Annotated in this window: 28 protein-coding genes; 18 read left to right on the forward strand and 10 right to left on the reverse strand. The window is 61.2% G+C overall.

Annotated elements, in window-relative coordinates; translation table 11 throughout:
- Nucleotides 1–195: 195 nt before the first annotated feature.
- The 4 genes from NTD89_RS09815 to NTD89_RS09830 all read left to right on the forward strand — a co-directional run bounded on the left by NTD89_RS09815 (nucleotide 196) and on the right by NTD89_RS09830 (nucleotide 4946).
- Nucleotides 196–2949, forward strand: coding sequence for a response regulator (locus NTD89_RS09815; protein WP_145164741.1), 2754 nt, complete (start codon nucleotides 196–198; stop codon nucleotides 2947–2949).
- Between the two features lie 94 nt (nucleotides 2950–3043).
- A complete protein-coding gene (locus NTD89_RS09820) occupies nucleotides 3044–4033 on the forward strand; it encodes a 2-hydroxyacid dehydrogenase (RefSeq protein ID WP_262207336.1) in 990 nt (329 codons plus the stop codon).
- Nucleotides 4034–4104: 71 nt separating this feature from the next.
- A complete protein-coding gene (locus NTD89_RS09825) occupies nucleotides 4105–4545 on the forward strand; it encodes a hypothetical protein (protein WP_106579838.1) in 441 nt (146 codons plus the stop codon).
- Nucleotides 4542–4946, forward strand: a complete 405-nt coding sequence (locus tag NTD89_RS09830; protein WP_262207339.1) for an META domain-containing protein — start codon at nucleotides 4542–4544, stop codon at nucleotides 4944–4946. The genes NTD89_RS09825 and NTD89_RS09830 overlap by 4 nt, the downstream gene beginning before the upstream one ends.
- A gap of 116 nt (nucleotides 4947–5062) precedes the next feature.
- Here NTD89_RS09830 and NTD89_RS09835 read toward each other — a convergent pair whose 3' ends face one another.
- Nucleotides 5063–5524 (reverse strand): TlpA disulfide reductase family protein, encoded by a 462-nt coding sequence (locus NTD89_RS09835; protein ID WP_145164736.1) that lies wholly within the window; start codon nucleotides 5522–5524, stop codon nucleotides 5063–5065.
- A gap of 117 nt (nucleotides 5525–5641) precedes the next feature.
- Here NTD89_RS09835 and arsC point away from each other — a divergent pair, with 117 nt between their 5' ends.
- Genes arsC through NTD89_RS09850 form a run of 3 tightly spaced genes read left to right on the forward strand, consistent with a single transcriptional unit; the run spans nucleotide 5642 to nucleotide 7009 of the window.
- A complete protein-coding gene (gene arsC, locus NTD89_RS09840) occupies nucleotides 5642–5995 on the forward strand; it encodes an arsenate reductase (glutaredoxin) (protein WP_145164734.1) in 354 nt (117 codons plus the stop codon).
- Nucleotides 5992–6606: an NAD(P)H:quinone oxidoreductase gene (gene wrbA / locus NTD89_RS09845; protein WP_106579842.1), complete on the forward strand. Its 615-nt coding sequence runs from the start codon at nucleotides 5992–5994 to the stop codon at nucleotides 6604–6606. The genes arsC and wrbA overlap by 4 nt, the downstream gene beginning before the upstream one ends.
- Complete coding sequence (locus NTD89_RS09850) at nucleotides 6590–7009, forward strand: DUF2069 domain-containing protein (protein WP_262207340.1); 420 nt, start codon at nucleotides 6590–6592, stop codon at nucleotides 7007–7009. The genes wrbA and NTD89_RS09850 overlap by 17 nt, the downstream gene beginning before the upstream one ends.
- Nucleotides 7010–7103: 94 nt before the next feature.
- Here the strand turns inward: NTD89_RS09850 and NTD89_RS09855 are convergent, their stop codons facing one another.
- Both NTD89_RS09855 and ttcA read right to left on the reverse strand, forming a co-directional pair.
- The gene (locus NTD89_RS09855; protein WP_119736245.1) at nucleotides 7104–7775 is read right to left on the reverse strand and encodes a DNA-3-methyladenine glycosylase I; all 672 of its coding nucleotides are present in this window, start codon (nucleotides 7773–7775) and stop codon (nucleotides 7104–7106) included.
- 67 nt (nucleotides 7776–7842) lie between these two features.
- Complete coding sequence (gene ttcA / locus NTD89_RS09860) at nucleotides 7843–8667, reverse strand: tRNA 2-thiocytidine(32) synthetase TtcA (RefSeq protein WP_106579845.1); 825 nt, start codon at nucleotides 8665–8667, stop codon at nucleotides 7843–7845.
- Nucleotides 8668–9029: 362 nt separating this feature from the next.
- On the opposite strand from ttcA, the gene NTD89_RS09865 reads away from it, so the two are divergent.
- Both NTD89_RS09865 and NTD89_RS09870 read left to right on the forward strand, forming a co-directional pair.
- Nucleotides 9030–9632: a Yip1 family protein gene (locus NTD89_RS09865; protein ID WP_106579846.1), complete on the forward strand. Its 603-nt coding sequence runs from the start codon at nucleotides 9030–9032 to the stop codon at nucleotides 9630–9632.
- 128 nt (nucleotides 9633–9760) lie between these two features.
- Nucleotides 9761–10255, forward strand: a complete 495-nt coding sequence (locus NTD89_RS09870) for a SprT family zinc-dependent metalloprotease (protein WP_064454959.1) — start codon at nucleotides 9761–9763, stop codon at nucleotides 10253–10255.
- A 91-nt stretch (nucleotides 10256–10346) separates the two neighbouring features.
- Here NTD89_RS09870 and NTD89_RS09875 read toward each other — a convergent pair whose 3' ends face one another.
- Nucleotides 10347–11528, reverse strand: coding sequence for a CaiB/BaiF CoA transferase family protein (locus tag NTD89_RS09875; protein ID WP_262207345.1), 1182 nt, complete (start codon nucleotides 11526–11528; stop codon nucleotides 10347–10349).
- A gap of 157 nt (nucleotides 11529–11685) precedes the next feature.
- On the opposite strand from NTD89_RS09875, the gene tusD reads away from it, so the two are divergent.
- The 6 genes from tusD (at nucleotide 11686) to NTD89_RS09905 (ending at nucleotide 15122) form a co-directional block, all read left to right on the forward strand.
- Nucleotides 11686–12078, forward strand: a complete 393-nt coding sequence (gene tusD, locus NTD89_RS09880) for a sulfurtransferase complex subunit TusD (protein WP_145164727.1) — start codon at nucleotides 11686–11688, stop codon at nucleotides 12076–12078.
- A gap of 1 nt (nucleotide 12079) precedes the next feature.
- Nucleotides 12080–12430, forward strand: a complete 351-nt coding sequence (gene tusC, locus NTD89_RS09885; protein ID WP_262207347.1) for a sulfurtransferase complex subunit TusC — start codon at nucleotides 12080–12082, stop codon at nucleotides 12428–12430.
- Nucleotides 12430–12708 (forward strand): sulfurtransferase complex subunit TusB, encoded by a 279-nt coding sequence (gene tusB, locus NTD89_RS09890; RefSeq protein WP_106579850.1) that lies wholly within the window; start codon nucleotides 12430–12432, stop codon nucleotides 12706–12708. Before tusC ends, tusB begins: the two co-directional genes overlap by 1 nt.
- Nucleotides 12705–13040: a TusE/DsrC/DsvC family sulfur relay protein gene (locus tag NTD89_RS09895; protein ID WP_145164721.1), complete on the forward strand. Its 336-nt coding sequence runs from the start codon at nucleotides 12705–12707 to the stop codon at nucleotides 13038–13040. The genes tusB and NTD89_RS09895 overlap by 4 nt, the downstream gene beginning before the upstream one ends.
- On the forward strand, nucleotides 13037–14038 hold the full coding sequence (locus NTD89_RS09900) for a glycosyl transferase family protein (protein WP_262207350.1): 1002 nt from the start codon (nucleotides 13037–13039) through the stop codon (nucleotides 14036–14038). The genes NTD89_RS09895 and NTD89_RS09900 overlap by 4 nt, the downstream gene beginning before the upstream one ends.
- Before the next feature lie 88 nt (nucleotides 14039–14126).
- Entirely contained in the window at nucleotides 14127–15122 is a 996-nt protein-coding gene (locus tag NTD89_RS09905) for a glutathione S-transferase family protein (RefSeq protein ID WP_262207352.1), read from the forward strand.
- 191 nt (nucleotides 15123–15313) lie between these two features.
- Here NTD89_RS09905 and cysG read toward each other — a convergent pair whose 3' ends face one another.
- Genes cysG through NTD89_RS09935 form a run of 6 tightly spaced genes read right to left on the reverse strand, consistent with a single transcriptional unit; the run spans nucleotide 15314 to nucleotide 22815 of the window.
- Entirely contained in the window at nucleotides 15314–16708 is a 1395-nt protein-coding gene (cysG, locus tag NTD89_RS09910) for a siroheme synthase CysG (RefSeq protein ID WP_119736257.1), read from the reverse strand.
- On the reverse strand, nucleotides 16709–17989 hold the full coding sequence (serS, locus tag NTD89_RS09915; RefSeq protein WP_262207354.1) for a serine--tRNA ligase: 1281 nt from the start codon (nucleotides 17987–17989) through the stop codon (nucleotides 16709–16711).
- Nucleotides 17990–18004: 15 nt separating this feature from the next.
- Nucleotides 18005–18379 carry a fluoride efflux transporter CrcB gene (gene crcB / locus NTD89_RS09920; RefSeq protein ID WP_034098661.1) on the reverse strand — a complete coding sequence of 125 codons (375 nt, stop codon included), beginning with the start codon at nucleotides 18377–18379 and terminating at the stop codon, nucleotides 18005–18007.
- Nucleotides 18379–19701 (reverse strand): replication-associated recombination protein A, encoded by a 1323-nt coding sequence (locus NTD89_RS09925; protein WP_106579856.1) that lies wholly within the window; start codon nucleotides 19699–19701, stop codon nucleotides 18379–18381. Before NTD89_RS09925 ends, crcB begins: the two co-directional genes overlap by 1 nt.
- A gap of 27 nt (nucleotides 19702–19728) precedes the next feature.
- The gene (gene lolA, locus NTD89_RS09930; protein ID WP_106579857.1) at nucleotides 19729–20352 is read right to left on the reverse strand and encodes an outer membrane lipoprotein chaperone LolA; all 624 of its coding nucleotides are present in this window, start codon (nucleotides 20350–20352) and stop codon (nucleotides 19729–19731) included.
- 54 nt (nucleotides 20353–20406) lie between these two features.
- Nucleotides 20407–22815 (reverse strand): DNA translocase FtsK, encoded by a 2409-nt coding sequence (locus tag NTD89_RS09935; RefSeq protein ID WP_145164713.1) that lies wholly within the window; start codon nucleotides 22813–22815, stop codon nucleotides 20407–20409.
- Between the two features lie 498 nt (nucleotides 22816–23313).
- Between NTD89_RS09935 and aat the strand changes: the two genes are divergently transcribed.
- The 3 genes from aat to infA all read left to right on the forward strand — a co-directional run bounded on the left by aat (nucleotide 23314) and on the right by infA (nucleotide 25077).
- A complete protein-coding gene (aat, locus tag NTD89_RS09940; RefSeq protein WP_262207357.1) occupies nucleotides 23314–23994 on the forward strand; it encodes a leucyl/phenylalanyl-tRNA--protein transferase in 681 nt (226 codons plus the stop codon).
- A 56-nt stretch (nucleotides 23995–24050) separates the two neighbouring features.
- Nucleotides 24051–24758: an arginyltransferase gene (locus NTD89_RS09945; protein WP_145164694.1), complete on the forward strand. Its 708-nt coding sequence runs from the start codon at nucleotides 24051–24053 to the stop codon at nucleotides 24756–24758.
- Nucleotides 24759–24858: 100 nt separating this feature from the next.
- Nucleotides 24859–25077 carry a translation initiation factor IF-1 gene (gene infA / locus NTD89_RS09950; RefSeq protein WP_002553999.1) on the forward strand — a complete coding sequence of 73 codons (219 nt, stop codon included), beginning with the start codon at nucleotides 24859–24861 and terminating at the stop codon, nucleotides 25075–25077.
- The last annotated feature ends 32 nt before the right edge of the window (nucleotides 25078–25109 follow it).

Consider the following 25109-nt stretch of genomic DNA (forward strand, 5'->3'; position numbering starts at 1 on the left):
AAGTCATTCTCAATCGCTGATTATTCAAGATTAAACTGCCCCAGGCAATCGCCGCCCGGCTCTCAATGGCCCGAAGATTGCGGTATGTCATTAATTTGCGAGATTCCAGGCCGCGCAAATGGCTACACTGCGCAAGTGGCGTGGGCCGGATGCCCGCGCAGATAATCGAAAACAATGTGGTAGCAGGAGAGTGGCGTGCTTAGAAGAATGGGGATAAAAGGCCGCGTACTGTTGCTGACCTTATTACCGACCAGCCTGATGGCCCTGTTGTTGGGGGGTTATTTCACCTGGATGCAGCTCTCGGAGTTGCAAACCCAGTTGCTGCAGCGTGGCGAAATGATTGCCGAGCAATTGGCGCCGCTGGTAGCCCCGGCCCTGAGTAGCAAGAACACCGACCTGCTGGAACGCATCGCTACCCAGTCGCTGGAACAACCGGACGTGCGCGCCGTATCGTTTCTGGCGCCAGACCGCTCGCCGCTGGCGCACGCCGGCCCGACCATGCTCAACCAGCCGCCCGTCGGTAACAGCTCCCACCTGCTGCAGCGCACCGGCAATGACGCCACGCGTTACCTGCTGCCGGTATTTGGCCGCCACCGCAACCTCGCCGGCGAGCTGATCCCCGATGAAGCCGACCGTTTGCTGGGTTGGGTCGAGGTAGAGCTGTCGCACAATGGCATGCTGCTGCGTGGCTACCGCAGCCTGTTCGCCAGCTTGCTGTTGATTGCCATCGGCCTGATCTGCACCGCCGCGCTCGCGCTGCGGATCAGCCGCACGATCAACTCACCGATTGGCCAGATCAAGCTGGCCGTGGCCCAACTCAAGGACGGCAACCTGGAAACCCGCTTGCCACCCCTGGGCAGCCAGGAACTGGACCAACTGGCCTCGGGCATCAATCGCATGGCCGAAACCCTGCAAAATGCCCAGGAAGAGTTGCAACACAGCATCGACCAGGCCACCGAAGACGTGCGCCAAAACCTGGAAACCATTGAAATCCAGAACATCGAGCTGGACCTGGCGCGCAAAGAGGCCCTGGAGGCCAGCCGTATCAAGTCGGAGTTCCTGGCCAATATGAGCCATGAGATCCGCACCCCGCTCAATGGCATTCTCGGTTTTACCCACCTGTTGCAAAAAAGCGAACTGTCGCCGCGCCAACTGGATTACCTGGGCACCATCGAAAAGTCCGCCGACAACCTGTTGGGCATCATCAACGAAATTCTCGACTTCTCGAAAATCGAGGCCGGCAAGCTGGTGCTCGACAGCGTGCCTTTCAACCTGCGCGATTTGCTGCAAGACACCCTGACCATCCTCGCGCCCGCCGCCCATGCCAAGCAGCTGGAACTGGTCAGCCTGGTGTACCGCGACACCCCGTTGGCGCTGGTCGGCGACCCGTTGCGGCTCAAGCAGATCCTCACCAACCTGATCAGCAATGCGATCAAGTTCACCCGCGAAGGCACTATCGTTGCCCGCGCGATGGTCGAGGACGAACAGGAGGACAGCGTACAACTGCGCATCAGCGTGCAAGACACCGGCATCGGCCTGTCCAACCAGGACGTGCGCGCACTGTTCCAGGCGTTCAGCCAGGCCGACAACTCCCTGTCGCGCCAACCGGGCGGTACCGGCTTGGGCCTGGTGATCTCGAAACGACTGATCGAGCAGATGGGCGGTGAGATCGGTGTCGACAGCACGCCGGGCGAAGGCTCTGAATTCTGGATCAGCCTCAACCTGCCGAAAACCCGCGATGACGTCGACGATCTGCCCAGCGCGCCACTGTTGGGCCGTCGCGTGGCGGTGCTGGAAAACCACGAGCTGGCGCGCCAGGCCCTGCAACACCAATTGGAAGATTGCGGCCTGGAAGTGACGCCGTTCAACACCCTGGAAAGCCTGACCAACGGCATCACCAGCGCGCATCAGACCGAGCAGGCCATCGACCTTGCCGTGCTCGGCGTCACGGCCAATGATATTCCGCCCGAACGCCTCAACCAGCATTTGTGGGACCTGGAACACCTGGGCTGCAAAGTGCTGGTGCTGTGCCCGACCACCGAACAGATGTTGTTCAATCAATCGGTGCCCAACCCCAACAGCCAGTTGCAGGCCAAACCGGCCTGCACGCGCAAATTGCGCCGCGCACTGGCCGACCTGATCAGCCCGCGCCCCTTGCGCAGCGAACCCGGCGAGCCGCTGTCCAGCCGCGCGCCGCGCGTGCTCTGCGTGGATGACAACCCGGCAAACCTGCTGCTGGTCCAAACCCTGCTCGAAGACATGGGCGCCAAGGTGCAGGCAGTAGAAAGCGGTTATGCCGCCATTGACGCGGTGAAACAGGAAACGTTCGACCTGGTGCTGATGGACGTACAAATGCCCGGCATGGACGGCCGCCAAAGCACCGAGGCTATCCGCCAATGGGAAAGCGAGCGCCACGGCACGCCGTTGCCGGTGGTGGCCCTCACCGCCCACGCCATGGCCAACGAAAAACGCGCGTTGCTGCAAAGCGGCATGGACGACTACCTGACCAAACCCATCAGCGAACGCCAACTGGCCCAAGTGGTGCTGAAGTGGACCGGCCTGGCCCTGCGCAACCAAGGCCCGGAACGCACCAGCGACAGTTCGGGCACAGGCGTGAAACTTTTGGTACTGGACCATGAGGAAGGCCTGCGTCTGGCGGCCAACAAGGCCGATCTGGCCGCCGACATGCTCGCCATGCTGCTGGCCTCTCTGGAAGCCGACCGCCTGGCGATCACCGTCGCCCGCGAAGCCAAAGACAACAATGCCCTGATCGAGCGCGTCCACCGGCTGCACGGCGCCACCCGCTACTGCGGCGTGCCGCAATTGCGCGCCGCCTGCCAACGCGCGGAGACCTTGCTCAAGCAGGATGACGCCAAGGCCATGGCGGCCCTGGATGAACTGGACATGGCGATTGCCCGCCTGGCCAGTGAGGCGCGCGTCAGCGCCTGAGTTTATTTTATAAGCGCGGGCGCTTGCGGCACGGGTTTGCTCCTGTCTTCAAGGGTCTGCGTTTGCAACTCGCAACTTGCAGGGAGCTTTTTTGATGCGCGTCATTCTTTTCAGCAGCCAGACCTACGACCGCGACAGCTTTCTTGGCGAGCCACTGCCGGCCGGCCTTGAGCTGCAATTTCAGCCTGCGCGACTCAATCTCGACACCGTGGCCCTGGCCGAACACCACGAAGTGGTCTGCGCGTTTATCAATGACGACCTCAGCGCCCCGGTGCTGGAGCAACTGGCCGCAGGCGGCACGCGCCTGATTGCCCTGCGCTCGGCCGGTTACAACCATGTCGACCTGCCCGCCGCCCAGCGCCTGGGCCTGACCATCGTGCGGGTGCCGGCCTACTCGCCCCACGCGGTGGCCGAGCATGCCGTGGCGCTGATTCTCGCCCTTAACCGCCGCCTGCATCGCGCCTACAACCGCACCCGCGATGGCGATTTCAGCTTGCATGGGCTGACCGGTTTCGACCTGGTGGGCAAGACCGTCGGCGTGGTCGGCACCGGGCAGATCGGCGCCACGTTCGCCAAGATAATGGCCGGCTTCGGCTGCCAATTGCTGGCCTACGACCCTTTCCCCAACCCGCAGGTGCAGGCCCTTGGCGCACGTTACGTGAGCCTGCCCGAGCTGCTGGCGCACGCGCAGATCATCAGCCTGCATTGCCCGCTGACCGACGACAGCAAACACCTGATCAACGCCCGCTCCCTGGCGCAGATGCAGCGCGGCGCAATGCTGATCAACACCGGCCGTGGCGGGCTGGTGGACACGCCGGCGCTGATCGAAGCCCTCAAGGACGGCCAACTTGGCTACCTCGGGCTGGATGTGTATGAAGAAGAGGCCCAGCTGTTTTTCGAAGACCGCTCCGACCTGCCGCTGCAAGACGACGTGCTCGCACGCCTGCTGACGTTCCCCAACGTGATCATCACCGCGCACCAGGCATTTCTCACCCGCGAGGCCCTGGCGGCCATCGCCAGCACCACGTTGGGCAATATTGCCGCGTGGGCCAAAGGCCAGCCGCAGAACCTGGTCGAAGGATGATCGGCGGTCACATACCAGGCTCATGATAGGCCGGCACCCGTGATAGGATGCCGCGCCTATTTGGAGGATCCATGGCCGAACACGATTTCCGCTTCAGCTTGCTGAGCCCGCAACACACCCTGATCGAATGCCGCGCCCTGGTACCGGGCCGTTATCAAGTCACCGGTAACGGTGGTTCGATCAAACACGGCGACGTGCTGATCGTCACCCTGCGTGGCAGTAAAACCCTGTCGATGCGCCTGACCGTCGAAGGTGATGCGCGCTACTCCATCCGCCCGGCAGGCCAATGGGTCGCCATGGCCCAGGGGCCGAAATTCGGCGAGCTGGAGATTCATACCTGGAAGGTCAACTGCGACAGCTGCGACACCGTGCTGGAATTTGAATTCGCGGTAGAAACCAAGCTGACCAAAGAGCCGCTGCAACCTGCCGCCAACGCGCGCATCAAGGCATTGGGCTGGGCCAGCGAAGGCGACAAGCACCGCTGCCCTAAATGCCAGCAGGCCGCGCAATGAAAGGCCTGCTGCTGCTCGCGGCCGTCGGCATGGGCCTGACCGGCTGCGCCGGCGATGCGGTGAAGCTCAAGCAGGATCACAGCTACGTGGTGGAATGGATTGGTGAACGGCCGCTGATGGATTACGCGCACCTGACCGTCACCCTTGGCGCCGATGGTCGCGCCTACGGCAATGGCGGTTGCAACCACTGGTTTGCGCCGTACACCATTGAGGGTGACAAGCTGAACTTCGGCAAGATCGGCAGCACTCGCAAACTCTGCGCCGAGGCCTTGATGGAGCAGGAGCACCGCTTCTTCCAGGCCCTGCAAGGCGTCGAGCGTTGGGACATCTCGCCGATCGAGCAGACGCGTTTCTGGCCGGCTGAAGGCAAGCCTATTCGGCTGTGGCTTGAAGAAGGCTGATCGACTTCATTGCACACCGGTTTTGCTGTGGGAGCTGGCTTGCCTGAGACAGCATCGACTCGGTATCACAGGCATACCGGGTCGCCCGCATCGCAGGCAAGCCCGCTCCCACACAGTTAACCGCGTAGGGCTTTGAGCTTGGCGAGCACGCCTTGCGCCGTCTGCTCACCCATCAACTGCTCGCGCACCTTGCCCTTGTCATCAATGATGTAGGTCACCGGCAACGCCTCGCTGCGCGGGATATCGAAAATCTCTTCCGGGTTCTGCGCCAGTACGGTGAACTTGATCCCCAGCTTCTCGCTGGCGGCCTTGAGTTCTTCACCCTGCACATTGTCAAAGTTGACCCCGAAAACCCCAACGTTCTGCCCTTTGAGCTGCTCGGCCAAGGCATTGAGTTCCGGGATCTCCGTGCGGCACGGGCCACACCATTCCGCCCAGTAATTGAGCACCACCCACTGTTTGTCCAAGCGTTCTGACGCGACCTTCTTACCGTATTGGTCAACGCCGTAGTCGTTACCGCAGCCGCTGAGCAGCAGGGTTGTGATGATCGCCAATGCACCGATCAGTCGCCTTGTCATGGGGTAATCCTTCGCAAAAAAATGAACGTTGGCTGCGACCTATCGCCTCTTACGGTTTAAGGACAGGACGCTGCGCAGGTAGAATACCCGCCACCTTACGCAAGATGCGACCCGCACATGACCGATCTGACGCTTTATCACAACCCGCGCTGCTCGAAATCCCGCGGTGCGCTCGAACTGCTGGAAGCTCGCGGCCTCACACCCACCGTCGTGCGCTACCTCGAAACCCCGCTGAACGCCGCGCAATTGAAGACCCTGCTGGGCAAGCTGGGCATCAGCGCACGCCAATTGCTGCGCACCGGCGAAGACGAATACAAAGCCCTCAACCTGGCCGACGCCAGCCTCAGCGAGGCGCAACTGATCGCCGCGATTGCCGAACACCCGAAGCTGATGGAACGCCCGATCCTGGAAACCGCCGATAAAGCCGTCATTGGCCGCCCGCCGGAAAACCTGCTGGAGCTGCTGCCGTGACCGCGCCGTATGTGCTGGTGTTGTATTACAGCCGCAATGGCTCGGTGAGCGAAATGGCCCGCCAGATTGCTCGCGGTATCGAGCAGGGCGGGATGGAAGCCAGATTGCGCACCGTGCCGGCGATTTCCACCGAGTGTGAAGCGGTGGCGCCGAGCATTCCCGACGAAGGCGCGCTGTATGCCAGCCTCGATGACCTGAAAAATTGCTCGGGCCTGGCCCTTGGCAGTCCGACCCGCTTTGGCAACATGGCCGCGCCGCTCAAGTATTTCCTCGACGGCACCAGCAACCTGTGGCTGACCGGCGCCCTCGTCGGCAAGCCAGCCGGCGTGTTCACTTCCACGGCCAGCCTGCACGGCGGCCAGGAAACCACGCTGATGTCGATGCTGCTGCCGTTGCTGCACCATGGCATGTTGATCACCGGCCTGCCCTACAGCGAACAAGCACTGCTCGACACCCAGGGCGGCGGCACGCCGTACGGCGCCAGCCATCACTCGGGGCCCGACGGCAAGCGCATGCTCGACCAACACGAAATCACCCTGTGCCGCGCCCTTGGCCTGCGCCTGGCCACCACCGCCATGCTGCTGGAGAACGGCCGTGGCCAGAAAGCCTAAGGCCCTGCCGCCCCAGGCGTGGCTGGAACCACGGGTCAACGTCGCACGCGTGCTCAGCCTGCTGGCGTTTCTTGGGCTGGTGGGGTTGCTGTGCGGGTATTACCTGTTCGTCGCCGACCTGCACGGCGCGCGCCCGTGGGTGATTCTGCTGATCGAACTGGTGCCGCTGCTGGTGCTGGCGCCGGGCATGCTGCTCGGCAGCGCACGCGGGCATTCGTGGATGTGCTTTGTGGTGAACTTGTATTTCATCAAGGGCGCACTGGCGGCCTATGACCCGAACCGCCAGTGGTTTGGGGTGCTGGAGATGCTCGCGAGCCTGGCGGTGTTTTGTACCGCACTGTTATATGTGCGCTGGCGGCATCAGTTGAATCGGCGGCTGGCGGCAGATTTGCAGCCGGCCTGAAGACCGCTATCGCAGGCACGCCAGCGCCCACATTTTGAACGCGCCGCCGATCAAATGTGGGAGCTGGCTTGCCTGCGATAGGATCAACTCGGCCTCAATGATTCACTGTGTAAGCCAGCATCATCGACAACTGACACATCGGCCGCCCGCTCTCGGCGTGCCATTGGTTGAACGCGCCCTGCACCGTCGCCAAATCCCGCAGGCTGGTCGGCACTTTGTCGACGATCTTCTGCGCATTCAACGCCGCCACCACGTCATAGCTCGGTACAAACGTGTCCTTGCCCACCATGCGCAAAAAACGCGGCGCCGACAGCCCGCCCAACTGGTGGCCGTGCTTGCTCAGGTACTTCCACAGACCGACGATATCGGTCACCGGCCAGTCGGCAACAAACGCGCCGAAGCTGCCCTTTTCCTGCTCAATGTCCAAAATCATCTGCGCATTGCGCGGCACGCTTTTGAGCTTGCCCAGGTGACGAATGATGCGCGTGTCCTGCATCAGGCGCTCCAGGTGTTCGGCGCCCATCAGCACGACCTTCTCCGGGTCAAAACCGAAAAACACCTGCTCGAACGCGGGCCACTTGCCATCCACCACACTGTGCTTGAGCCCGGCGCGAAATACCCGCAGCGCCAGGGTGGACAGGTAGCGATCGTCACTGATTTTGCGCAACTGTGCCGGGGTCTTGGGCACAGGCAGGTGGGCTTCCAACTCGGCCGCTGAACCAAAACGGTTCAGACAATATTCGTGCAGCCACTTGTAATCGCGCATGCCCTCTCCTGGCAATTGAATTGAAGACGGCGCCCGTAAGCGCCGTCTTTCAGAGCGTTGAAACGTGTTAGAGGTTCACAACATTGACGAAGCGCGACGCGGCGCTCTCATCGATTTTCAGGCTGGTGAAGTCGAACAGGTTGCGGTCGGCCAGCTGCGAGGGGATCACATTCTGCAGGCTGCGGAAGATGCTTTCAGTGCGGCCCGGGGTCTTGCGCTCCCAGTCCACGAGCATTTCCTTGACCACCTGGCGCTGCAGGTTTTCCTGGGAGCCGCACAGGTTGCACGGGATGATCGGGAATTGCTTGAAGTCGGAGTAGGCCTGGATGTCTTTCTCGTTGCAATACGCGAGCGGCCGGATCACCACGTTGCGGCCGTCATCGGCGCGCAGCTTGGGCGGCATGGCCTTGAGGGAGCCGTTGAAAAACATATTGAGGAAAAACGTCTCGACGATGTCATCACGGTGGTGACCGAGGGCCATCTTGGTCGCGCCGATCTCATCGGCAAAGGTGTAGAGCGTGCCACGGCGCAGGCGCGAACACAGCGAGCAGGTGGTCTTGCCTTCGGGGATCAACTCCTTGACCACCGAATAGGTGTCTTTTTCGACGATGTGGTACTCGATGCCCAGCGCTTTCAGGTAGGCAGGCAATACGTGCTCGGGGAAGCCCGGCTGTTTCTGGTCCATGTTGACAGCGACGATCTCGAACTTGATCGGCGCGACCTTTTGCAGGTGCAGCAGCACGTCGAGCATGGTGTAACTGTCTTTACCGCCGGAGAGGCAGACCATGACCTTGTCGCCGTCCTCGATCATGTTGAAATCGGCGACCGCTTCACCGGCCAGGCGACGCAGGCGTTTTTGCAGTTTGTTCTGGTTGACCGTAAGAGTGCCCATGGCGCTTGGATCCGCTAGAGGTGTGTGACGAAAAGCCGGGCATTTTACCTTCATGACCGACCGAGTTCCATTGTGGGAGCTGGCTTGCCTGCGATAGCGGTGTCACACAACCATTAAAATTCGCTGGCCCACCGCTATTGCAGGCAAGCCGACCTTCACAGTGGACCGAGTCATTACTGACAGACCTCACCGCGATTAGCGCCACTCTTTACAGCGCAATTTGCTCTAAAGCCCTACAGTTTTTCCGGCCATCACTTCCTATACTGCGACGTAAGGTCGCACAACTATCCGGGACCTTTGAGGCCTTTGGCCCGTGGGCGCTCCGATGGGGGGCGATGGTAATAACGACAGGAGTGACTGGCATGATCCATCACGTCGTGGGGCTGTTTACCCATCCCGACCAGGAATGGCGGGAAATTCGTGGCGATAAGGAAGAAAGTATCGGCCACATGTACCTGACTCACACCCTGATTCTCGCGGCGATCCCCGCCGTTTCGGCATTTATCGGCACTACCCGGGTGGGCTGGGTTATCGGCAGCCGCGCGCCGGTGATGCTGACCCAGGAAAGCGCTCTATGGATGACCCTGATGTCGTACGCGGCCATGCTCGGCGGCGTGGCGGTAATGGGCGCGTTCATTCATTGGATGGCCCGCACCTACGACGCCAGCCCCAGCATGGCGCGGTGCGTGGCATTTGCCACCTACACCGCGACCCCGCTGTTTATCGGTGGGCTGGCGGCGTTGTATCCGCATATGTGGCTGGGCATGGTCGTCGGCACGGCCGCCATCTGTTACACGGTGTACCTGCTGTATGTGGGGCTGCCCACGTTCATGAGCATCGACCCGGACGAGGGGTTCCTGTTTTCCAGCTCGGTGCTGGCGGTGGGGCTGGTGGTACTGGTGGCGATCATGGCGTTTACCGTGATCGTCTGGGGTTTGGGCGTAGGCCCGATCTACACCAACTGAGCGGCTGACACCGCAGGCAAAGCCACCGCAAGGTGGCTTTGTGCGTCATGCATGACCATTCGGCGCCTGACAGATTCGGAAACACCTGCTTTTGCGGCATACTGGGCGCCTCTGGAGAGATGGTCAGCATGCCCGAGCAACTCAATACCCGCGTCGAAGATTGTTTCCTGCAAGCCGAATCCTTTTTTAAACGAAGCTTCAAACGCCCCCAGGTCAGCCTCAAGCTGCGGGGCCAGAAGGCCGGTGTCGCGCATTTGCACGAGAACCTGCTGCGCTTCAACCCACAGCTGTACCGTGAAAACAGCCAACATTTCCTGAAGCAGACCGTGGCCCATGAGGTTGCGCACCTGATCGCCCATCAATTGTTTGGCGAACGCATCCAGCCCCATGGCGAGGAATGGCAATTGATCATGCGCGGGGTCTACGAACTGCCGCCGGATCGCTGCCACACCTATGCAATCAAGCGTCGGCAAGTGACGCGTTACATCTATCGCTGCCCGTGTGCCGACAGTGATTTCCCGTTTTCAGCCCAGCGCCATGGGTTGGTGAACCAGGGGCGACGGTACTTGTGCAGGCGTTGCCGGCATACCTTGGTGTACACCGGGGAAACCCGGGTAGAGTGAGGGCCCCATCGCAGGCAAGCCAGCTCCCACATTTTGAGCGTGCCGCCGATCAAATGTGGGAGCTGGCTTGCCTGCGATAGCGGCCGAACAGTTAACCAATCACCTTAGCCCGCCGCAATTCTGCAATTCGTTGCGCGCTGAGCCCCAGCTCTTCCAACACTTCATCCGTATGCGCCCCCACCGCCGCCCCAATATGCCGAGGCTCTGGCAACCCCTCTGAAAATTTCAACGGGCAGGCGATTTGCGCCTGAGTCGAACCATCGCCGCGTGGCACTTGGCTGATCAGCGTCCGCGCCTTCAACTGCGGGTGCTCCACCGCTTCACTTAAACTCAATACAGGCTCAACACACGCATCCACCCCGGCAAACAGCTCGCACAACTGCTCAAAGCTACGCTTTTCAAACTCGACCTGCAGCGCCAGCTTTAGGGCTTTTTGCTGTTCCGGCCTGGGCGACAGGCCCTGCGCCGCCAACTCCGGCCGCCCCAGCGCCGCGCACAGTTGCTGCATAAACGCAGGCTCCAGGCTGCCGACCGACATCCAGCGCCCGTCGCGCGTGCGGTAGTAATCATAAAAGCTGCCGCCGTTGAGTACCTGAGTCTCCCACTCCGGCTCGACCCCACAGGCCAGGTAACCCGCGCCGGCCATGGCGTTCAGGCTGAACGAACAGTCCGTCATGCTCACATCCAGGTGTTGCCCAACGCCGCTGTGCTGACGCGCTATCACCGCCGCCAGCAACCCGACCACCGCGTGCAGCGAACCACCGGCCACATCCGCCAATTGCACGCCCAGCGGCAGTGGCCCGCTGTCCTGGCGCCCGGTGTGGCTGGCAATGCCGGCCAGCGCCAGGTAATTGATATCGTGCCCGGCGCGGTCCTTATAGGGGCCAGTCTGGCCGTAGCCGGTGATCGATACGTAGATCAGCCTGGGGTTGATCGCCTTGAGCGCCGCATAACCCAGTCCCAAACGCTCCATTACGCCGGGGCGAAATTGCTCGAGGACGATGTCGTAGTCCTTGACCAGCTCACGCACGATCTCCAACGCCTCAACCTGCTTGAGGTCCAGCGCCAGGCTGCGCTTATTGCGATTGAGGTAGGCGTGGCTGGCCGATGTGCCTTGATCATGCGGCGGCAGGACGCGCAACAGATCCACGCGCGTAGGCGATTCGATCCGCAGCACCTCGGCGCCCATGTCCGCGAGCATCAAGGACGCGAACGGGCCAGGTAGCAAGGTGGAAAAATCCAGCACTTTGAGGGACGCCAAGGGACCTGACATGGAGACTCCATTTCGGTTTCGAATGCCCACAGCGTAGGCAGGCTTGATCCTACCGGCAATCGTCAGAACGATCAGCGAGGGTGACCGTTTTGATCACGGCGGGCTTTTTCGCCGCGGCGGCTTTATCATTGGCCCACGTTTGCTTGCAGAGTGTTCCATGAAGTTCGCAATTGCGCTGTTTTCCGCCGCCCACGCGCCCTCCTCGCGCCGCGCCTTGCTGTTTGCTCAAGCGGCGATTGCCGGTGGGCATGAAATTGTGCGGCTGTTTTTTTATCAGGACGGCGTGTACAGCGCCTCCAGCAACATCGTCGCGCCCCAGGATGAGCAAGATATTGCCCGGCAATGGCGCGAATTTGTCAGCGCGCACCAGCTGGACGGCGTTGTATGCATTGCCGCCGCCTTGCGCCGTGGCGTGCTCAATAGCGAAGAAGCCACGCGCTATCAACGCAGCGCGGTGAATCTGGATGCGCCGTGGGCGTTGTCGGGCCTTGGGCAATTGCACGATGCCGCCCAGGCCGCCGACCGCCTGATTTGTTTTGGAGGGCCGTGACATGTCCAGATCCTTATTGGTAATCAGCCGCCAGGCGCCGTGGTCCGGGCCAAGCGCGCGCGAAGCCCTGGATATTGTGCTGGCCGGCGGGGCGTTCGACTTGCCGATCGGCCTGCTGTTTATGGACGACGGCGTGTTTCAACTGGCGCCGCAGCAAAACGCCAAAGCCGTGCAGCAAAAGGATTTGAGTGCCAACCTGCAGGCGTTGGGCCTGTTTGGCATTGATGACGTGTTCGCCTGCGGCCACAGCCTGGCCGAACGCGGGCTCACAGCCCCTGCCAGCGCCCAGGCACTGAGCAACGACGCTATTTGCAAATTGATTGACCGTTACGACCAGGTGATTACCCTCTGATGTCGACTTTACATGTGGTGTCTCATTCACCGTTTACCGATAGCCGCCTCGCCAGTTGCCTGCGCGTGTGCGGCAGTGCGGACGCGATTCTGCTGTGCGGCGACGGCGCCTACGGCCTGCACAACGCGGCGCTGCAAACCAGGGGCGTGAAAGTGTTTGTATTGGCCGAAGACATGCTGGCGCGCAACCTGCCGCTACCGGACTGGGCCGACAGCGTGGACTACCCGGGTTTTGTGCAGCTGTCCATCGACTACGACAAGGTCAACAGCTGGCTATGAACACCCTGACCGTAGGCGAACGCACCCTCGAATTGGACAAGGACGGCTACCTCGTCGACCTCAATGACTGGTCTGCAGAGGTCGCCAACGCACTGGCCGCCGCCGAGCCCCTGGAATTGACCGCCGCCCATTGGGAAATCCTCGAACTGCTGCGCGGGTTCTATGAAGAGTTCCAGCTGTCCCCGGCCACGCGCCCACTGATCAAGTACACCGCCTTGAAGCTGGGTCCGGAAAAGGGCAACAGCCTGCACCTCAACACACTGTTCAACGGCACTCCCGCCAAACTCGCCGCCAAGTTGGCGGGCCTGCCCAGGCCGACGAATTGCTTATGACCGACTTTGCCCCGCTGACCTTTGAAACCCCTGCCGAGCACCCGTTTGCGCAGTTCGTGCGCATCCTGGGCAAAGGCAAGCGCGGCGCGCGCAACCTCACCCGTGAGGAAGCCCGCGAAGCCATGGGCATGCTGCTCGACGAGAAGGTCGAGGACACCCAGCTCGGCGCCTTCCTGATGTTGCTGCGCCACAAGGAAGAAAGCCCGGAAGAGCTCGCAGGTTTCACCCAAGCCGTGCGCGAACGCCTGAGCGCGCCGGCGCTGAAGGTGGATGTCGACTGGCCAACCTACGCCGGTAAAAAACGCCACCTGCCGTGGTATTTGCTGGCAGCCAAGTGCCTGGCGAAAAACGGAGTGCGCATCCTCATGCACGGCGGCGGTGCGCACACCGCTGGCCGGTTGTACACCGAGCAATTGCTGGAAGGTTTACAGATCCCGTTGTGCCGTAACTGGCAGCAGGTCGAAACGGCGCTCGAACACGGCAACCTGGCTTTTATCCCCCTGGGCGACTGGGCACCACAACTGCAACGCATGATCGACCTGCGCAACACCTTGGGCCTGCGCTCGCCGATCCACTCGCTGGCGCGCCTGCTCAACCCGCTGAATGCGCGCTGCGGTCTGCAAAGCATTTTCCACCCCGGTTACCAGGGCGTACACCGCGATGCCAGCGGCCTGCTTGGCGACAATGTGATCGTGGTCAAGGGCGATGGCGGCGAAGTCGAGATCAACCCGGACACGATCAGTCACCTGTATGGCACCACTGGCGGCCAAAGCTGGGATGAAGAATGGCCCGCCCTCTCCGCCCAACGCCACGTCAAACCTGCCAGCCTGGAACCCGAACACTTGAAAGCCGTGTGGCGGGGTGACGCTGAAGACAGTTACCCGCAACTGGCGCTGATCGCGACCATGGCCCTGGCATTACGCGGTATCGGCCATCCGCGAGAGCAGGCGTTCGCATTGGCCCAGCAATACTGGGATGCGCGGGACAAATCGATTTAATCGATCATTCCCCCGCAGTCTTTGCGCTTTTAGTTCGAACTCATCCCTTTACACTGGCCTCCAACGCTTATTAGCCAAGGAGCCAGTCATGGGTTTGCTGATCGAAGGACACTGGAAAGACCAGTGGTACGAAAGTAGCGCAGACGGCGCTTTCCAGCGCGAGCAGGCACAGCGCCGCAATTGGGTGACCGCCGACGGTGAGCCCGGCCCGAGTGGCGAAGGTGACTTCAAGGCCGAAGCCGGTCGCTACCACCTGTATGTTTCCCTCGCCTGCCCCTGGGCGCATCGCACCCTGATCCTGCGCAAGCTCAAGGGCCTGGAAAGCCTGATCGAGGTGTCCGTGGTCAGTTGGTTGATGCTGGAAAACGGCTGGACCTTCGACAAGTCCCACGGCTCTACCGGCGACAAGCTCGACGATTTTGCCTACATGCATCAGCGCTACACCGCCGACACCGCCGACTACACTGGCCGCGTGACCGTGCCGGTGCTGTGGGACAAGAAGCTCAAGCGCATCGTCAGTAATGAGTCGGCGGAGATCATCCGCATGTTCAACAGCGCGTTTAACCACCTGACCGGCAACACGCTGGACTTCTATCCCGAGGGGCTTCGCCAGGCGATTGACGCGCTGAACGAGCGCATCTACCCCGCCGTGAACAACGGCGTGTACCGCGCAGGCTTCGCCACCTCGCAAAAGGCTTATGAAAGCGCGTTTGACGATGTGTTTGCCGAGCTGGATCACCTGGAGCAGCACTTGGGTAAGCACCGCTACTTGGCCGGCGAATACCTGACCGAAGCCGATGTGCGGCTGTTCACCACGCTGATTCGCTTTGATGCGGTGTATTACAGCCACTTCAAATGCAACCTGCGGCGGATTGCCGATTACCCGAGTTTGTCGAACTGGCTGAGGGAGATGTATCAGTGGCCAGGCGTGGCCGAGACGGTGGATTTTGCGCATATCAAGGGGCATTACTACGCGAGCCATCGCACCATCAATCCGACGGGGATTGTGCCGAAAGGGCCGTTGCAGCATTTTGATGCCGGGCATGATCGCGAGCGGCTGAGCGGTAAAGCCGTCTGGAACTGACACCGCCTCTTCCGGTAGCAATTGGGCTTTCGTGGCGAGCGGGCTTGCCCCGCGTTGGGCTGCGCAGCAGCCCCCGTAAAAACACCGCGTTCTGCCAAGCAAACCGCGGTGTCTGGTTTTAGGGCCGCTGCGCAGCCCAACGCGGGGCAAGCCCGCTCGCCACATTCAAACCACGCACTCCAAGAGCCGTGTCAGACCTGGGACTGTGCGCCTTCGAACCACTTCAGCTTTTCGCGCAACACCACCACTTCACCGACGATCACCAGTGTTGGCGCATGCACTTCATGCTCCGCCACCATGCGCGGCAAATCCGCCAGGGTGCCGGTGAAGACACGCTGATTGGAGGTGGTGCCCTGCTGGATCAATGCCGCCGGCGTATCCGCCGAGCGACCATGCTTGATCAGTTGTTCGCAGATGATCGGCAAGCCGATCAAGCCCATGTAAAACACCAAGGTTTGCGAGGGGCCAACGAGGTCATGCCAAGGCAGGTCCGAGGTACCGTTTTTCAAATGCCCGGTGATAAACCGCACCGACTGCGCATAGTCGCGATGGGTCAGCGGAATCCCGGCATACGCCGCGCAACCACTGGCTGCCGTGATACCCGGCACCACCTGAAACGGAATGCCGTGGGCCGCCAACTCCTCGATCTCTTCGCCACCACGGCCAAAGATGAACGGGTCGCCACCCTTGAGACGCAGCACACGCTTGCCTTGCTTGGCCAAGTCCACCAATTGCTGGTTGATCTGGTCCTGCGGCACGGCGTGGTCGGCGCGACGCTTGCCGACGTAAACCCGTTCGGCATCGCGACGGCACAGCTCGAGAATGGCCGGCGCCACCAAGCGGTCGTACAGCACCACGTCGGCTTGCTGCATCAGGCGCAAGGCGCGGAAGGTCAGCAGGTCCGGATCACCCGGGCCTGCGCCCACCAGGTAAACTTCGCCCGGCGCATGCGGCGGTTTCCCGTTGACCTTTTCGATCAGCAGGCGCTCGGCCTCATCGCCCTGCCCGGCCAACTGGCGGTCGGCAATCGGGCCCTGGAAAACTTCTTCCCAGAACGCGCGACGCTGCTGCACATCCGGATACAAACCTTTGACCTGGGCACGAAAACGCGCCGCCAACCCGGCCAATTGGCCATAGGTGGACGGAATCCAGGTTTCCAGCTTGGCGCGGATCAGGCGTGCCAGCACCGGCGCATCGCCGCCACTGGACACTGCAATCACCAAGGGCGAACGGTCGACAATCGCCGGGAAGATCACGCTGCACAAGGCTGGCGCGTCCACCACGTTGACCGGCACGCAGCGACGCTTGGCATCACTGGATACTTGCGCGTTCAGCGGCTCGTCGTCGGTCGCGGCGATGATCAGGGTGCAACCGTCGAGGTCGGGCTCCTGATAACCGCGCAAAATCAGTTCCCCGCCACTGCCCAGTACCAGTTCACGCAACTGGTCTTCGATCTGGGGAGCAACCACCCGCAACAACGCACCGGCGTCGGCCAGCAGCCGGGATTTGCGCAAGGCAATCTCCCCGCCACCGACGACCAACACACGACTGCCGCGCAGGTTATGAAACAGCGGCAGAAATTCCATTTAGCCGATGACCTCAACGCCCGCCATGTAAGGCTTGAGCACTTCAGGTACACGAATCGAACCGTCAGCCTGCTGGTAGTTTTCCAACACGGCTACGAGCGTACGGCCGACGGCCAGACCCGAACCGTTGAGGGTGTGCACCAGCTCCGGCTTGCCGGTTTCCGGGTTGCGGAAACGCGCTTGCATGCGACGGGCCTGGAAGTCACCGCAGTTGGAGCACGACGAAATCTCGCGGTATTTGTCCTGGCTCGGCACCCACACTTCGAGGTCGTAGGTCTTCACGGCACTGAACCCCATGTCGCCGGTGCACAGCGCCAAGACGCGGTACGGCAGCTCCAGCAGTTGCAGCACGCGCTCGGCGTTGGCGGTCAGGCCTTCCAGGGCTTCCATCGAGGTCGACGGCTCGACCACTTGCACCATCTCGACTTTGTCGAACTGGTGCTGGCGGATCATGCCGCGGGTATCGCGCCCCGAAGCACCGGCTTCACTGCGAAAGCACGGGCTGTGAGCCACGAACTTGATCGGCAGCTGCTTGGCGTCAAGGATCTCGCCGGCGACGATGTTGGTCAGCGACACTTCGGCCGTCGGGATCAGGTACAGGTCGGCTTCGCCGTCGCGGCTGATCTTGAACAGGTCTTCTTCGAATTTCGGCAGCTGGCTGGTGCCCATCAGCGCCGGCGCCTGCACCAGGTACGGGGTGTAGGCTTCTTCGTAGCCGTGCTCGGCGGTGTGCAGGTTGATCATGAACTGCGCCAGGGCGCGGTGCATGCGCGCGATCGGGCCGCGCAGCAAGGCAAAGCGTGCGCCGGACATTTTGGCGGCGGTTTCAAAATCCAGGCCACCGGTCAGCTCGCCGAGTGCAACGTGGTCCTTGATCTCGAAATCAAAGACCTTGGGCGTGCCCCAGCGGCGCACCTCGACGTTGCCGTCTTCGTCTTCGCCAATCGGCACCGATTCGTGCGGCAGGTTGGGGATGCCCAGCAGGATCGAGTCCAGCTCGCTCTGAATGCCTTCCAGCTCGACTTTGCCGTCGGACAGCTCAGTGCCCATACGCTCGACGTCGGCCATCAGCGGCGCAATGTCTTCACCGCGCTGCTTGGCCTGACCGATGGATTTGGAACGTGCATTGCGCTCAGCCTGCAGTGCTTCGGTGCGGGTCTGGACGGTCTTGCGCTGTTCTTCCAGCGCTTCGATGCGCGCAACATCCAAGGCAAAGCCACGGGATGCCAGGCGGTCCGCTACGTCCTGAAGGTTGCTACGTAACAGTTTGGAATCGAGCATGTCGGTCTCTCGTTATCAAAGTTTGGTCAAGGACAGGCCAGCCCAGGTGGCGAGCAGCCCGCCGAACACGCTGATGCCCAAGTAGCCGAAGGCGACCAGGGCTTGCCCGCTTTCCAGCAGGCGCAGCGTATCCAGTGAAAAGGATGAAAAGGTCGTCAGACCGCCTACAAAGCCGACAATCAAGCCGGCGCGAATCTCAATCGGCACTTCCGGGCGCAACAGGAACCAGCCGTACAACAGCCCGATGATCAAGCAACCCACCAGGTTGACCGCCAGGGTCGCCGCATAAAAATGCTTGGGCCAATTGGCGCTCACCCACGTACCGGTGGCGAAACGCAATAATGTACCAGCGATGCCGGCTACGGACACGGCAAGAATGGTCTTGAGCACTACTTTCTCCGCTGTTTGGGGCTGAGGCGATCGAGTTGGGCGAGGTGATTGAGCTTTTCACCAATCTTCAGCTCCAGCCCACGGGGCACCGGCTGGTAGAACGGCTGTGGCTCAAGCTCATCGGGAAAATAATCTTCACCGGCGGCATAGGCGTCCGGCTCGTCATGGGCATAGCGGTATTCGTCGCCGTAGCCCAATTGCTTCATCAGCTTGGTCGGGGCGTTGCGCAGGTGCAACGGCACTTCCAGCGAGCCGTGTTCGGCCGCGGCGCGCAGGGCCGACTTGAAGCCCATGTACACGGCGTTGCTTTTGGGTGCGCACGCCAAGTAAGTGATGGCCTGCGCCACTGCCAACTCGCCTTCCGGGCTGCCGAGGCGTTCCTGCACTTCCCAGGCGGCGAGGCACAGGCTCAGCGCGCGCGGGTCGGCATTGCCGATGTCTTCGCTGGCCATGCGCACCACACGGCGCGCCAGGTACAACGGGTCGCAGCCGCCGTCGATCATCCGCGCAAACCAGTACAGCGCGCCGTCAGGGTTGGAGCCGCGTACGGATTTGTGCAGCGCCGAGATCTGGTCGTAGAAGGCTTCGCCGCCCTTGTCGAAGCGCCGGCGGGTGTCGCCCAGCAGGCTTTGCAGGAGGTCGACGCCGATCTCGCTGTGGTCTTCAGCCAGATCCGACGCGTTTTCCAGCAGGTTGAGAAAGCGACGACCGTCGCCATCGGCGGCGCTCATCAAAATCTTGAAGCCTTCGTCGCTGAGGCTGAGCTGGCGCTTGCCCAGGCCCTTGTCTTCGCTCAATGCACGCTGCAACAGCTTGCGCATCGCCGCTTCGTCCAGGCTCTTGAGCACATAGACCCGCGCCCGCGACAGCAGCGCGTTGTTGAGTTCAAACGACGGGTTTTCGGTGGTGGCGCCGATAAAAATCAGCGTGCCGTCTTCGACATACGGCAAAAACGCATCCTGCTGCGACTTGTTGAAGCGGTGCACCTCATCAACGAACAGGATGGTGCGCTTGCCATACTGCCCGGCCTGCTGCTTGGCCACCTCAACCGCCTGGCGGATCTCCTTGACCCCCGCCAACACCGCCGAAACCGTTTCGAAGTGCGCATCCGAGACCTTCGCCAGCAAGCGCGCCAGGGTGGTTTTACCCACGCCCGGCGGCCCCCAGAAAATCATCGAGTGCAGCGCACCCTGCTCCAGGGCTTCGCGCAATGGCTTGCCGCGAGCGAGCAGGTGTTCTTGCCCGACGTACTCGTCCAGGTTGGTCGAACGCAAACGCGCGGCCAAGGGTTGAGCAATCGGGTCACTTCGAAACAAATCCATGGGCAGCGCTTGAAACCTCTAAACAGTTTATTCCTGGATCACGTCGGCACCCTTGGGGATGACGAACTTGAACTTGGAGGCATCGACAACGCCGTTAGCCTTGACCGCGGAGAACAGGATATCGGTACGCTGACCAACGCTGTCGATCAGGCGCATGTTGTTGATCACGCCATTGCCAAACGACAGCTGCAGGCTGTCGAACAACGTGTCCTTGGACTTAGGCTTGAGGGTGAACTCAATCACGTTGCTGGTTTGCTTGGAGGTGATATCGAAACTGTCGCTGATTTTCGACACATCGCCCGACAGCAGCAGCGCCGGCGTCTGGTTCAGGCGCGGGTCGAGCTTTTTGATGGTCGCCTGCTCCAGGTCCGGGTCCCACAAGGTGACTTTCTGGCCGTCGGAGACGATGGTCTGCTCGTTCGGCGCGTCGGTTTTCCAGTAGAACAGGCCCGGGCGCTGCACGGCCATTTCACCGGCGGTTTCCTGCAACTGGGTGCCGCCGCCATCCAGGGTCAGCTGGGAGAAGCGCGCCGTCAGGGTCTTGGATTTGTCCAACAGGTTGGTCAGGCTGGCCACGGAGGCCGGATCAGCGTGGGCCGAAACAGCAGTCAGGGCCAGGGCCGGCAACAACAGCATGCGGATAAGACGCATGGGAGTCCTCATTGAGTCGTTAAGGCGAGCCGCGTGCTGCCACGCGGCACGAGATCAGTCGCGCATCTGCCCGGGGGCGATGACTTCGCGCGAGCCGTTGGTGTTCATTGCGGTCACGACGCCAGCGTTTTCCATGGCTTCGATCATGCGGGCGGCGCGGTTGTAGCCGATTTTCAGTTTGCGCTGTACCGCAGAGATCGAGGCACGGCGGCTTTCAAGCACGAACGCCACGGCCTCGTCGTACAGCGCGTCGGTTTCGGCGTCGTCGTCACCACCGCTGCTGCCACCGTCGAAGCCGCTGCCGGCCTCTTCGACACCGGCGAGGATGTCGTCGTTGTATTCCGGCGCGCCGCGCAGTTTCCAGGCTTCCACCACGCGGTGTACTTCGTCATCGGAAACGAACGCGCCGTGAACCCGGATCGGCAGGCTGGTGCCGGGCGGCATGTAGAGCATGTCACCGTGACCCAACAGTTGCTCGGCGCCGCCCTGGTCGATGATGGTGCGCGAGTCGATCTTGCTGGAAACCTGGAACGCCATGCGCGTCGGGATGTTGGCCTTGATCAGACCCGTGATCACGTCCACCGATGGCCGCTGGGTCGCCAGGATCAAGTGGATGCCGGCAGCCCGGGCTTTCTGGGCGATACGTGCGATCAGCTCTTCAACCTTCTTGCCGACGATCATCATCATGTCGGCAAATTCGTCGACCACGACCACGATGGTCGGCAGCTTGGTCAGCAGCGGCGCTTCGTCGTGGATATTTTCGCGCTTGTACAACGGGTCGGTCAGTGGCGTGCCGGCGTCCTGGGCTTCCTTGACCTTGGCGTTGAAGCCCGACAGGTTTCGTACGCCCATCTTCGCCATCAGCTTGTAGCGGCGCTCCATCTCGGCCACGCTCCAACGCAAGGCGTTGGCGGCGTCCTTCATGTCGGTGACCACCGGGCAGAGCAGGTGCGGAATGCCTTCGTAGATCGACAGTTCCAACATCTTCGGGTCGATCATGATCAGCTTGGCGTCATCCGGGCCGGACTTGAACAGGATCGACAGGATCATCGCGTTCACGCCTACCGACTTACCGGAACCGGTGGTACCGGCGACCAGCAAGTGCGGCATTTTTGCCAGGTCGGTAATTACCGGCTTGCCGCCGATGTCATGGCCCAGGGCCAGGGTGACCGGCGATTTGAAGTTGTCGTATTCCGGCGTCGACAGCACTTCGGAGAAGCGCACGATCTGCCGGTCTTCATTGGGAATCTCGATGCCCACGGTGGTCTTGCCGGGGATCACTTCCACCACACGCACGCTGGTCACGGCCAGGGAGCGGGCCAGGTCTTTGGCCAGGTTGGAAATGCGGCTGACCTTGACGCCGGCGGCGGGCTGGATTTCGTAACGGGTAATAACCGGGCCCGGGTGGATCGAGTCAACGGAAACTTCGACGCCGAATTCCTTGAGTTTGATTTCCAGCAGATGGCCGACGGCCGCCAGGGATTCCGGGGAATAATTGAGTTGTTTCTTTTCGGCCGGGTCGAGAATCGAGATCGGCGGCAAGGTGCCTTCCACGGCGCTGTCGATAAACAACGGGGCCTGCTTCTCTTTCTGTACGCGATGGCTCGGCTCGGGAGCCTTGGGCGGCGCCGGGGCGATCACCGGCGGCACCTGCTTCTCGCGGTCCGACATATGTTTGCTCAGGGCTTGCTCGCGCTCGATCAGGCGTTCCTTGACCTTGGCCTGCTCGCGTCGGTCCGGCGTGGTCGGGGCCACGACCTCATTGACGCGGGTATCCACCTCACGCAGCTGCGCCACCATGCGCTTGCGATCAACACGCGCCGACCACCAGCGGTTGGCCGCCCCCTGGAACAATTCGAGCAGGTCGAGGGTGATCTTGCCGGTGACGTCCATCACCTTGAACCACGACAAGTCGGTGAACACCGTCAGGCCGAACAGGAACAGCGCGATAAACATCAAGGTGCTGCCCTGGATATTCAGGCTCTTGCGCGCCAGGTCGCCAAGGCTCTCGCCCAGCGCACCGCCCGCGCCCGCCGGCAAACCGGTAGGCGCATGAAAGTGGATGTGCGCCAGGGCCGCACCGGACAGCACCAGAAACACCAAGCCGATCAAGCGCCAGGAGAACAGCCAGCCGCTCCACTGCCACGGCTCGTGGCGCTGGCGGAAGATCTGCCAGGTCTTGATCGCCAGCAACAGCGGGAAGATATACGCGAAGTAACCCAGCACCATGAACAGAATGTCGGCGCTGTAGGAACCGGCAGGTCCACCGAAGTTCTGCACGTCTTCGATCTTGCTGTTGTGGCTCCAGCCCGGATCGTCCTTGCCATAGGTCAGCAAGGCCATCATCAGGAACAGGCACAGGGCGCCGATGGCGATCAGCGCTCCTTCCTTGAGTCGGTAGTGCAGATGCTGGCGCCAGGCCGGCACGACTGCTGCTTTAGGTGTTGCGGCGGATTTCTTCAAAACGGGTCTTTTCCTGCGCCTTTAGCGCGTCCATCTGTTGAATGACTGCACACTACCGCTCAATCCGAGCGGCTGAAAAATGAACGAACGTCGCTGAATCTACTTTTAACACTGGGTGATGAAAGGGTGAAATGGCGATAACGCCACAATGGCCGCATTGTACGGGTTTGCGCCCGCGATGCCACGCCCTTGCCGATCACTGAGCAGCATAGACAAATGAAGTGTCACAGCATGTTCAATTTGAGCATGCATTGTCTTTGCTGACAAAGGCTTATGAGCTGTTTTTAGCAATCCAGGCAAGCTTGGCAAATGGCCTGCATTGCCTGGACCCGATTACGACCGCGCCTCGGGCACAGAGTTGCAGAAACACGCGCTCACGCTAATCCTCGTCGATCCCCGATTCGGGCTGGCCCCACAGCGCTGTGTCGACAATAATCACCCCTGCCGCGGCAGGCGACCCGTCTGCCACTCCCCTCCCCTTCCGTAAGCCTGGATGCCATGCTGACCTGGTTGCAACGCGACTCCCTGACTTTTCCGCCGCTGGCCAAGGCCATGCGCGAACCCAATGGCCTGCTTGCCGCCGGCGGCGACCTGTCGGCCGAACGCCTGATCGAGGCTTACCGCCATGGCTGCTTTCCATGGTTCTCGCAAGGCCAGCCGATTCTTTGGTGGTCACCCGACCCGCGCACCGTGATATTCCCCGACGAACTGCATGTCTCGCGCAGCCTCGGCAAACTGCTGCGCCAGCAGCGTTATAGCGTGACGTTCGACCAGGACTTCGCTGCCGTCATCCAGGCGTGCGCCGCACCGCGCAGCTACGCCGATGGCACCTGGATCACCGAGGGCATCCAGAGCGCCTACCTGGCGCTGCACCAGCGCGGCTACGCGCACTCGGTGGAAGTGTGGGATGACGGCGAACTGGTTGGCGGCCTGTATGGGCTGGCGATGGGCCAACTGTTCTTTGGCGAATCCATGTTCAGCCGCGCCGACAACGCGTCGAAATTCGGTTTCGCCACCCTGACCCGGCAGTTGCAGGCTTGGGGTTTTGTGTTGATCGACTGCCAGATGCCCAATGATCACCTGCACAGCCTTGGCGCGCGCGCCATACCGCGCAGTGATTTCGCGGCCTTCCTGCGCAACCATTTGGACCAACCCAGCTCTGGACCGTGGGTTTCCTAGGCGACTTTCTCGCACCTGGCTTACACTTATTTCAAAGCTTATCCCGAGGGTTGATCATGACCGAGCTGGCGCGCTTGAAGTTTTATGCCACTCAAGCCCACTCTTGCAGCTATCTGCCCGACGAGCAGGCCACCACGCTGTTCCTCGACCCCAGCCAGCCAATGGACGTGCACGTGTACGCCGACCTGTCAGAGATGGGTTTTCGGCGCAGCGGCGATCACCTGTACCGCCCCCATTGCCAGAATTGCAATGCTTGCGTGCCGGCACGCATCCCGGCTGCGCAGTTTTTGCCGGACCGTAACCAGAAACGTATCCTCAAGCGCAATGCCGACTTGACGGTGACCGCCACCAAGCCTCAGTACAGCGAAGAATATTTCGATCTCTACCAGCGCTACATCGAACAACGCCATGCCGACGGCGATATGTTCCCACCCAGTCGCGATCAGTTTTCGACGTTCCTGGTGCGCGACCTGCCGTTTTCTCGGTTCTATGAGTTTCGCCTGGACGGACGCCTGCTGGCGGTGGCCGTGACCGATCTGCTGCCCAACGGCCTGTCCGCGGTGTACACGTTCTACGAGCCAAGCGAAGAACGTCGCAGCCTGGGACGCTTTGCAATTTTGTGGCAAATCGGTGAAGCCTTGCGCCTGGAACTGGAGGCGGTGTACCTCGGTTACTGGATAAAAAACTGCAAAAAGATGAACTACAAGACCCAATATCGGCCGATTGAGCTACTTATTAATCAAAGATGGGTCACGCTTAACTAGAACCCCTTGGCTTAAACACCCTTTTTCGGGCACAATGCACGCCGCTTTTGCCTGGCGCAGTTGCACCGGGCCATTCACTGGATACCGAGGGCTTTACTGCATGTCGAAAGAAGACAGCTTCGAAATGGAAGGCACTGTCGTCGACACCCTGCCCAACACCATGTTTCGTGTGGAGTTGGAAAATGGGCACGTCGTAACCGCGCATATCTCCGGCAAGATGCGCAAGAACTACATTCGTATTCTTACCGGTGACAAGGTGCGCGTCGAGCTGACGCCCTATGACTTGAGCAAAGGGCGCATCACTTACCGCGCTCGTTAATCAAGTCAATACAAAACGCCCGGTTCTGCCGG

This window comes from Pseudomonas sp. 14P_5.3_Bac1, assembly GCF_025466135.1.
Taxonomy (GTDB): domain Bacteria; phylum Pseudomonadota; class Gammaproteobacteria; order Pseudomonadales; family Pseudomonadaceae; genus Aquipseudomonas.

Excerpts from the sequence above, each read along its gene's own strand:
- NTD89_RS09835 (WP_145164736.1), bottom strand. The coding sequence starts at position 5,524 with ATGACAAGGCGACTGATCGGTGCATTGGCGATCATCACAACCCTGCTG.
- NTD89_RS09925 (WP_106579856.1), bottom strand. The coding sequence starts at position 19,701 with ATGGATTTGTTTCGAAGTGACCCGATTGCTCAACCCTTGGCCGCGCGT.
- NTD89_RS09905 (WP_262207352.1), top strand. The coding sequence starts at position 14,127 with ATGGGTTTGCTGATCGAAGGACACTGGAAAGACCAGTGGTACGAAAGT.
- NTD89_RS09825 (WP_106579838.1), top strand. The coding sequence starts at position 4,105 with ATGGCCGAACACGATTTCCGCTTCAGCTTGCTGAGCCCGCAACACACC.
- NTD89_RS09870 (WP_064454959.1), top strand. The coding sequence starts at position 9,761 with ATGCCCGAGCAACTCAATACCCGCGTCGAAGATTGTTTCCTGCAAGCC.
- NTD89_RS09830 (WP_262207339.1), top strand. The coding sequence starts at position 4,542 with ATGAAAGGCCTGCTGCTGCTCGCGGCCGTCGGCATGGGCCTGACCGGC.
- ttcA (WP_106579845.1), bottom strand. The coding sequence starts at position 8,667 with ATGGGCACTCTTACGGTCAACCAGAACAAACTGCAAAAACGCCTGCGT.
- infA (WP_002553999.1), top strand. The coding sequence starts at position 24,859 with ATGTCGAAAGAAGACAGCTTCGAAATGGAAGGCACTGTCGTCGACACC.
- aat (WP_262207357.1), top strand. The coding sequence starts at position 23,314 with ATGCTGACCTGGTTGCAACGCGACTCCCTGACTTTTCCGCCGCTGGCC.
- NTD89_RS09895 (WP_145164721.1), top strand. The coding sequence starts at position 12,705 with ATGAACACCCTGACCGTAGGCGAACGCACCCTCGAATTGGACAAGGAC.
- tusD (WP_145164727.1), top strand. The coding sequence starts at position 11,686 with ATGAAGTTCGCAATTGCGCTGTTTTCCGCCGCCCACGCGCCCTCCTCG.
- NTD89_RS09820 (WP_262207336.1), top strand. The coding sequence starts at position 3,044 with ATGCGCGTCATTCTTTTCAGCAGCCAGACCTACGACCGCGACAGCTTT.
- tusB (WP_106579850.1), top strand. The coding sequence starts at position 12,430 with ATGTCGACTTTACATGTGGTGTCTCATTCACCGTTTACCGATAGCCGC.
- NTD89_RS09855 (WP_119736245.1), bottom strand. The coding sequence starts at position 7,775 with ATGCGCGATTACAAGTGGCTGCACGAATATTGTCTGAACCGTTTTGGT.
- lolA (WP_106579857.1), bottom strand. The coding sequence starts at position 20,352 with ATGCGTCTTATCCGCATGCTGTTGTTGCCGGCCCTGGCCCTGACTGCT.
- tusC (WP_262207347.1), top strand. The coding sequence starts at position 12,080 with ATGTCCAGATCCTTATTGGTAATCAGCCGCCAGGCGCCGTGGTCCGGG.
- arsC (WP_145164734.1), top strand. The coding sequence starts at position 5,642 with ATGACCGATCTGACGCTTTATCACAACCCGCGCTGCTCGAAATCCCGC.
- NTD89_RS09945 (WP_145164694.1), top strand. The coding sequence starts at position 24,051 with ATGACCGAGCTGGCGCGCTTGAAGTTTTATGCCACTCAAGCCCACTCT.
- cysG (WP_119736257.1), bottom strand. The coding sequence starts at position 16,708 with ATGGAATTTCTGCCGCTGTTTCATAACCTGCGCGGCAGTCGTGTGTTG.
- serS (WP_262207354.1), bottom strand. The coding sequence starts at position 17,989 with ATGCTCGATTCCAAACTGTTACGTAGCAACCTTCAGGACGTAGCGGAC.
- NTD89_RS09875 (WP_262207345.1), bottom strand. The coding sequence starts at position 11,528 with ATGTCAGGTCCCTTGGCGTCCCTCAAAGTGCTGGATTTTTCCACCTTG.
- NTD89_RS09865 (WP_106579846.1), top strand. The coding sequence starts at position 9,030 with ATGATCCATCACGTCGTGGGGCTGTTTACCCATCCCGACCAGGAATGG.
- NTD89_RS09900 (WP_262207350.1), top strand. The coding sequence starts at position 13,037 with ATGACCGACTTTGCCCCGCTGACCTTTGAAACCCCTGCCGAGCACCCG.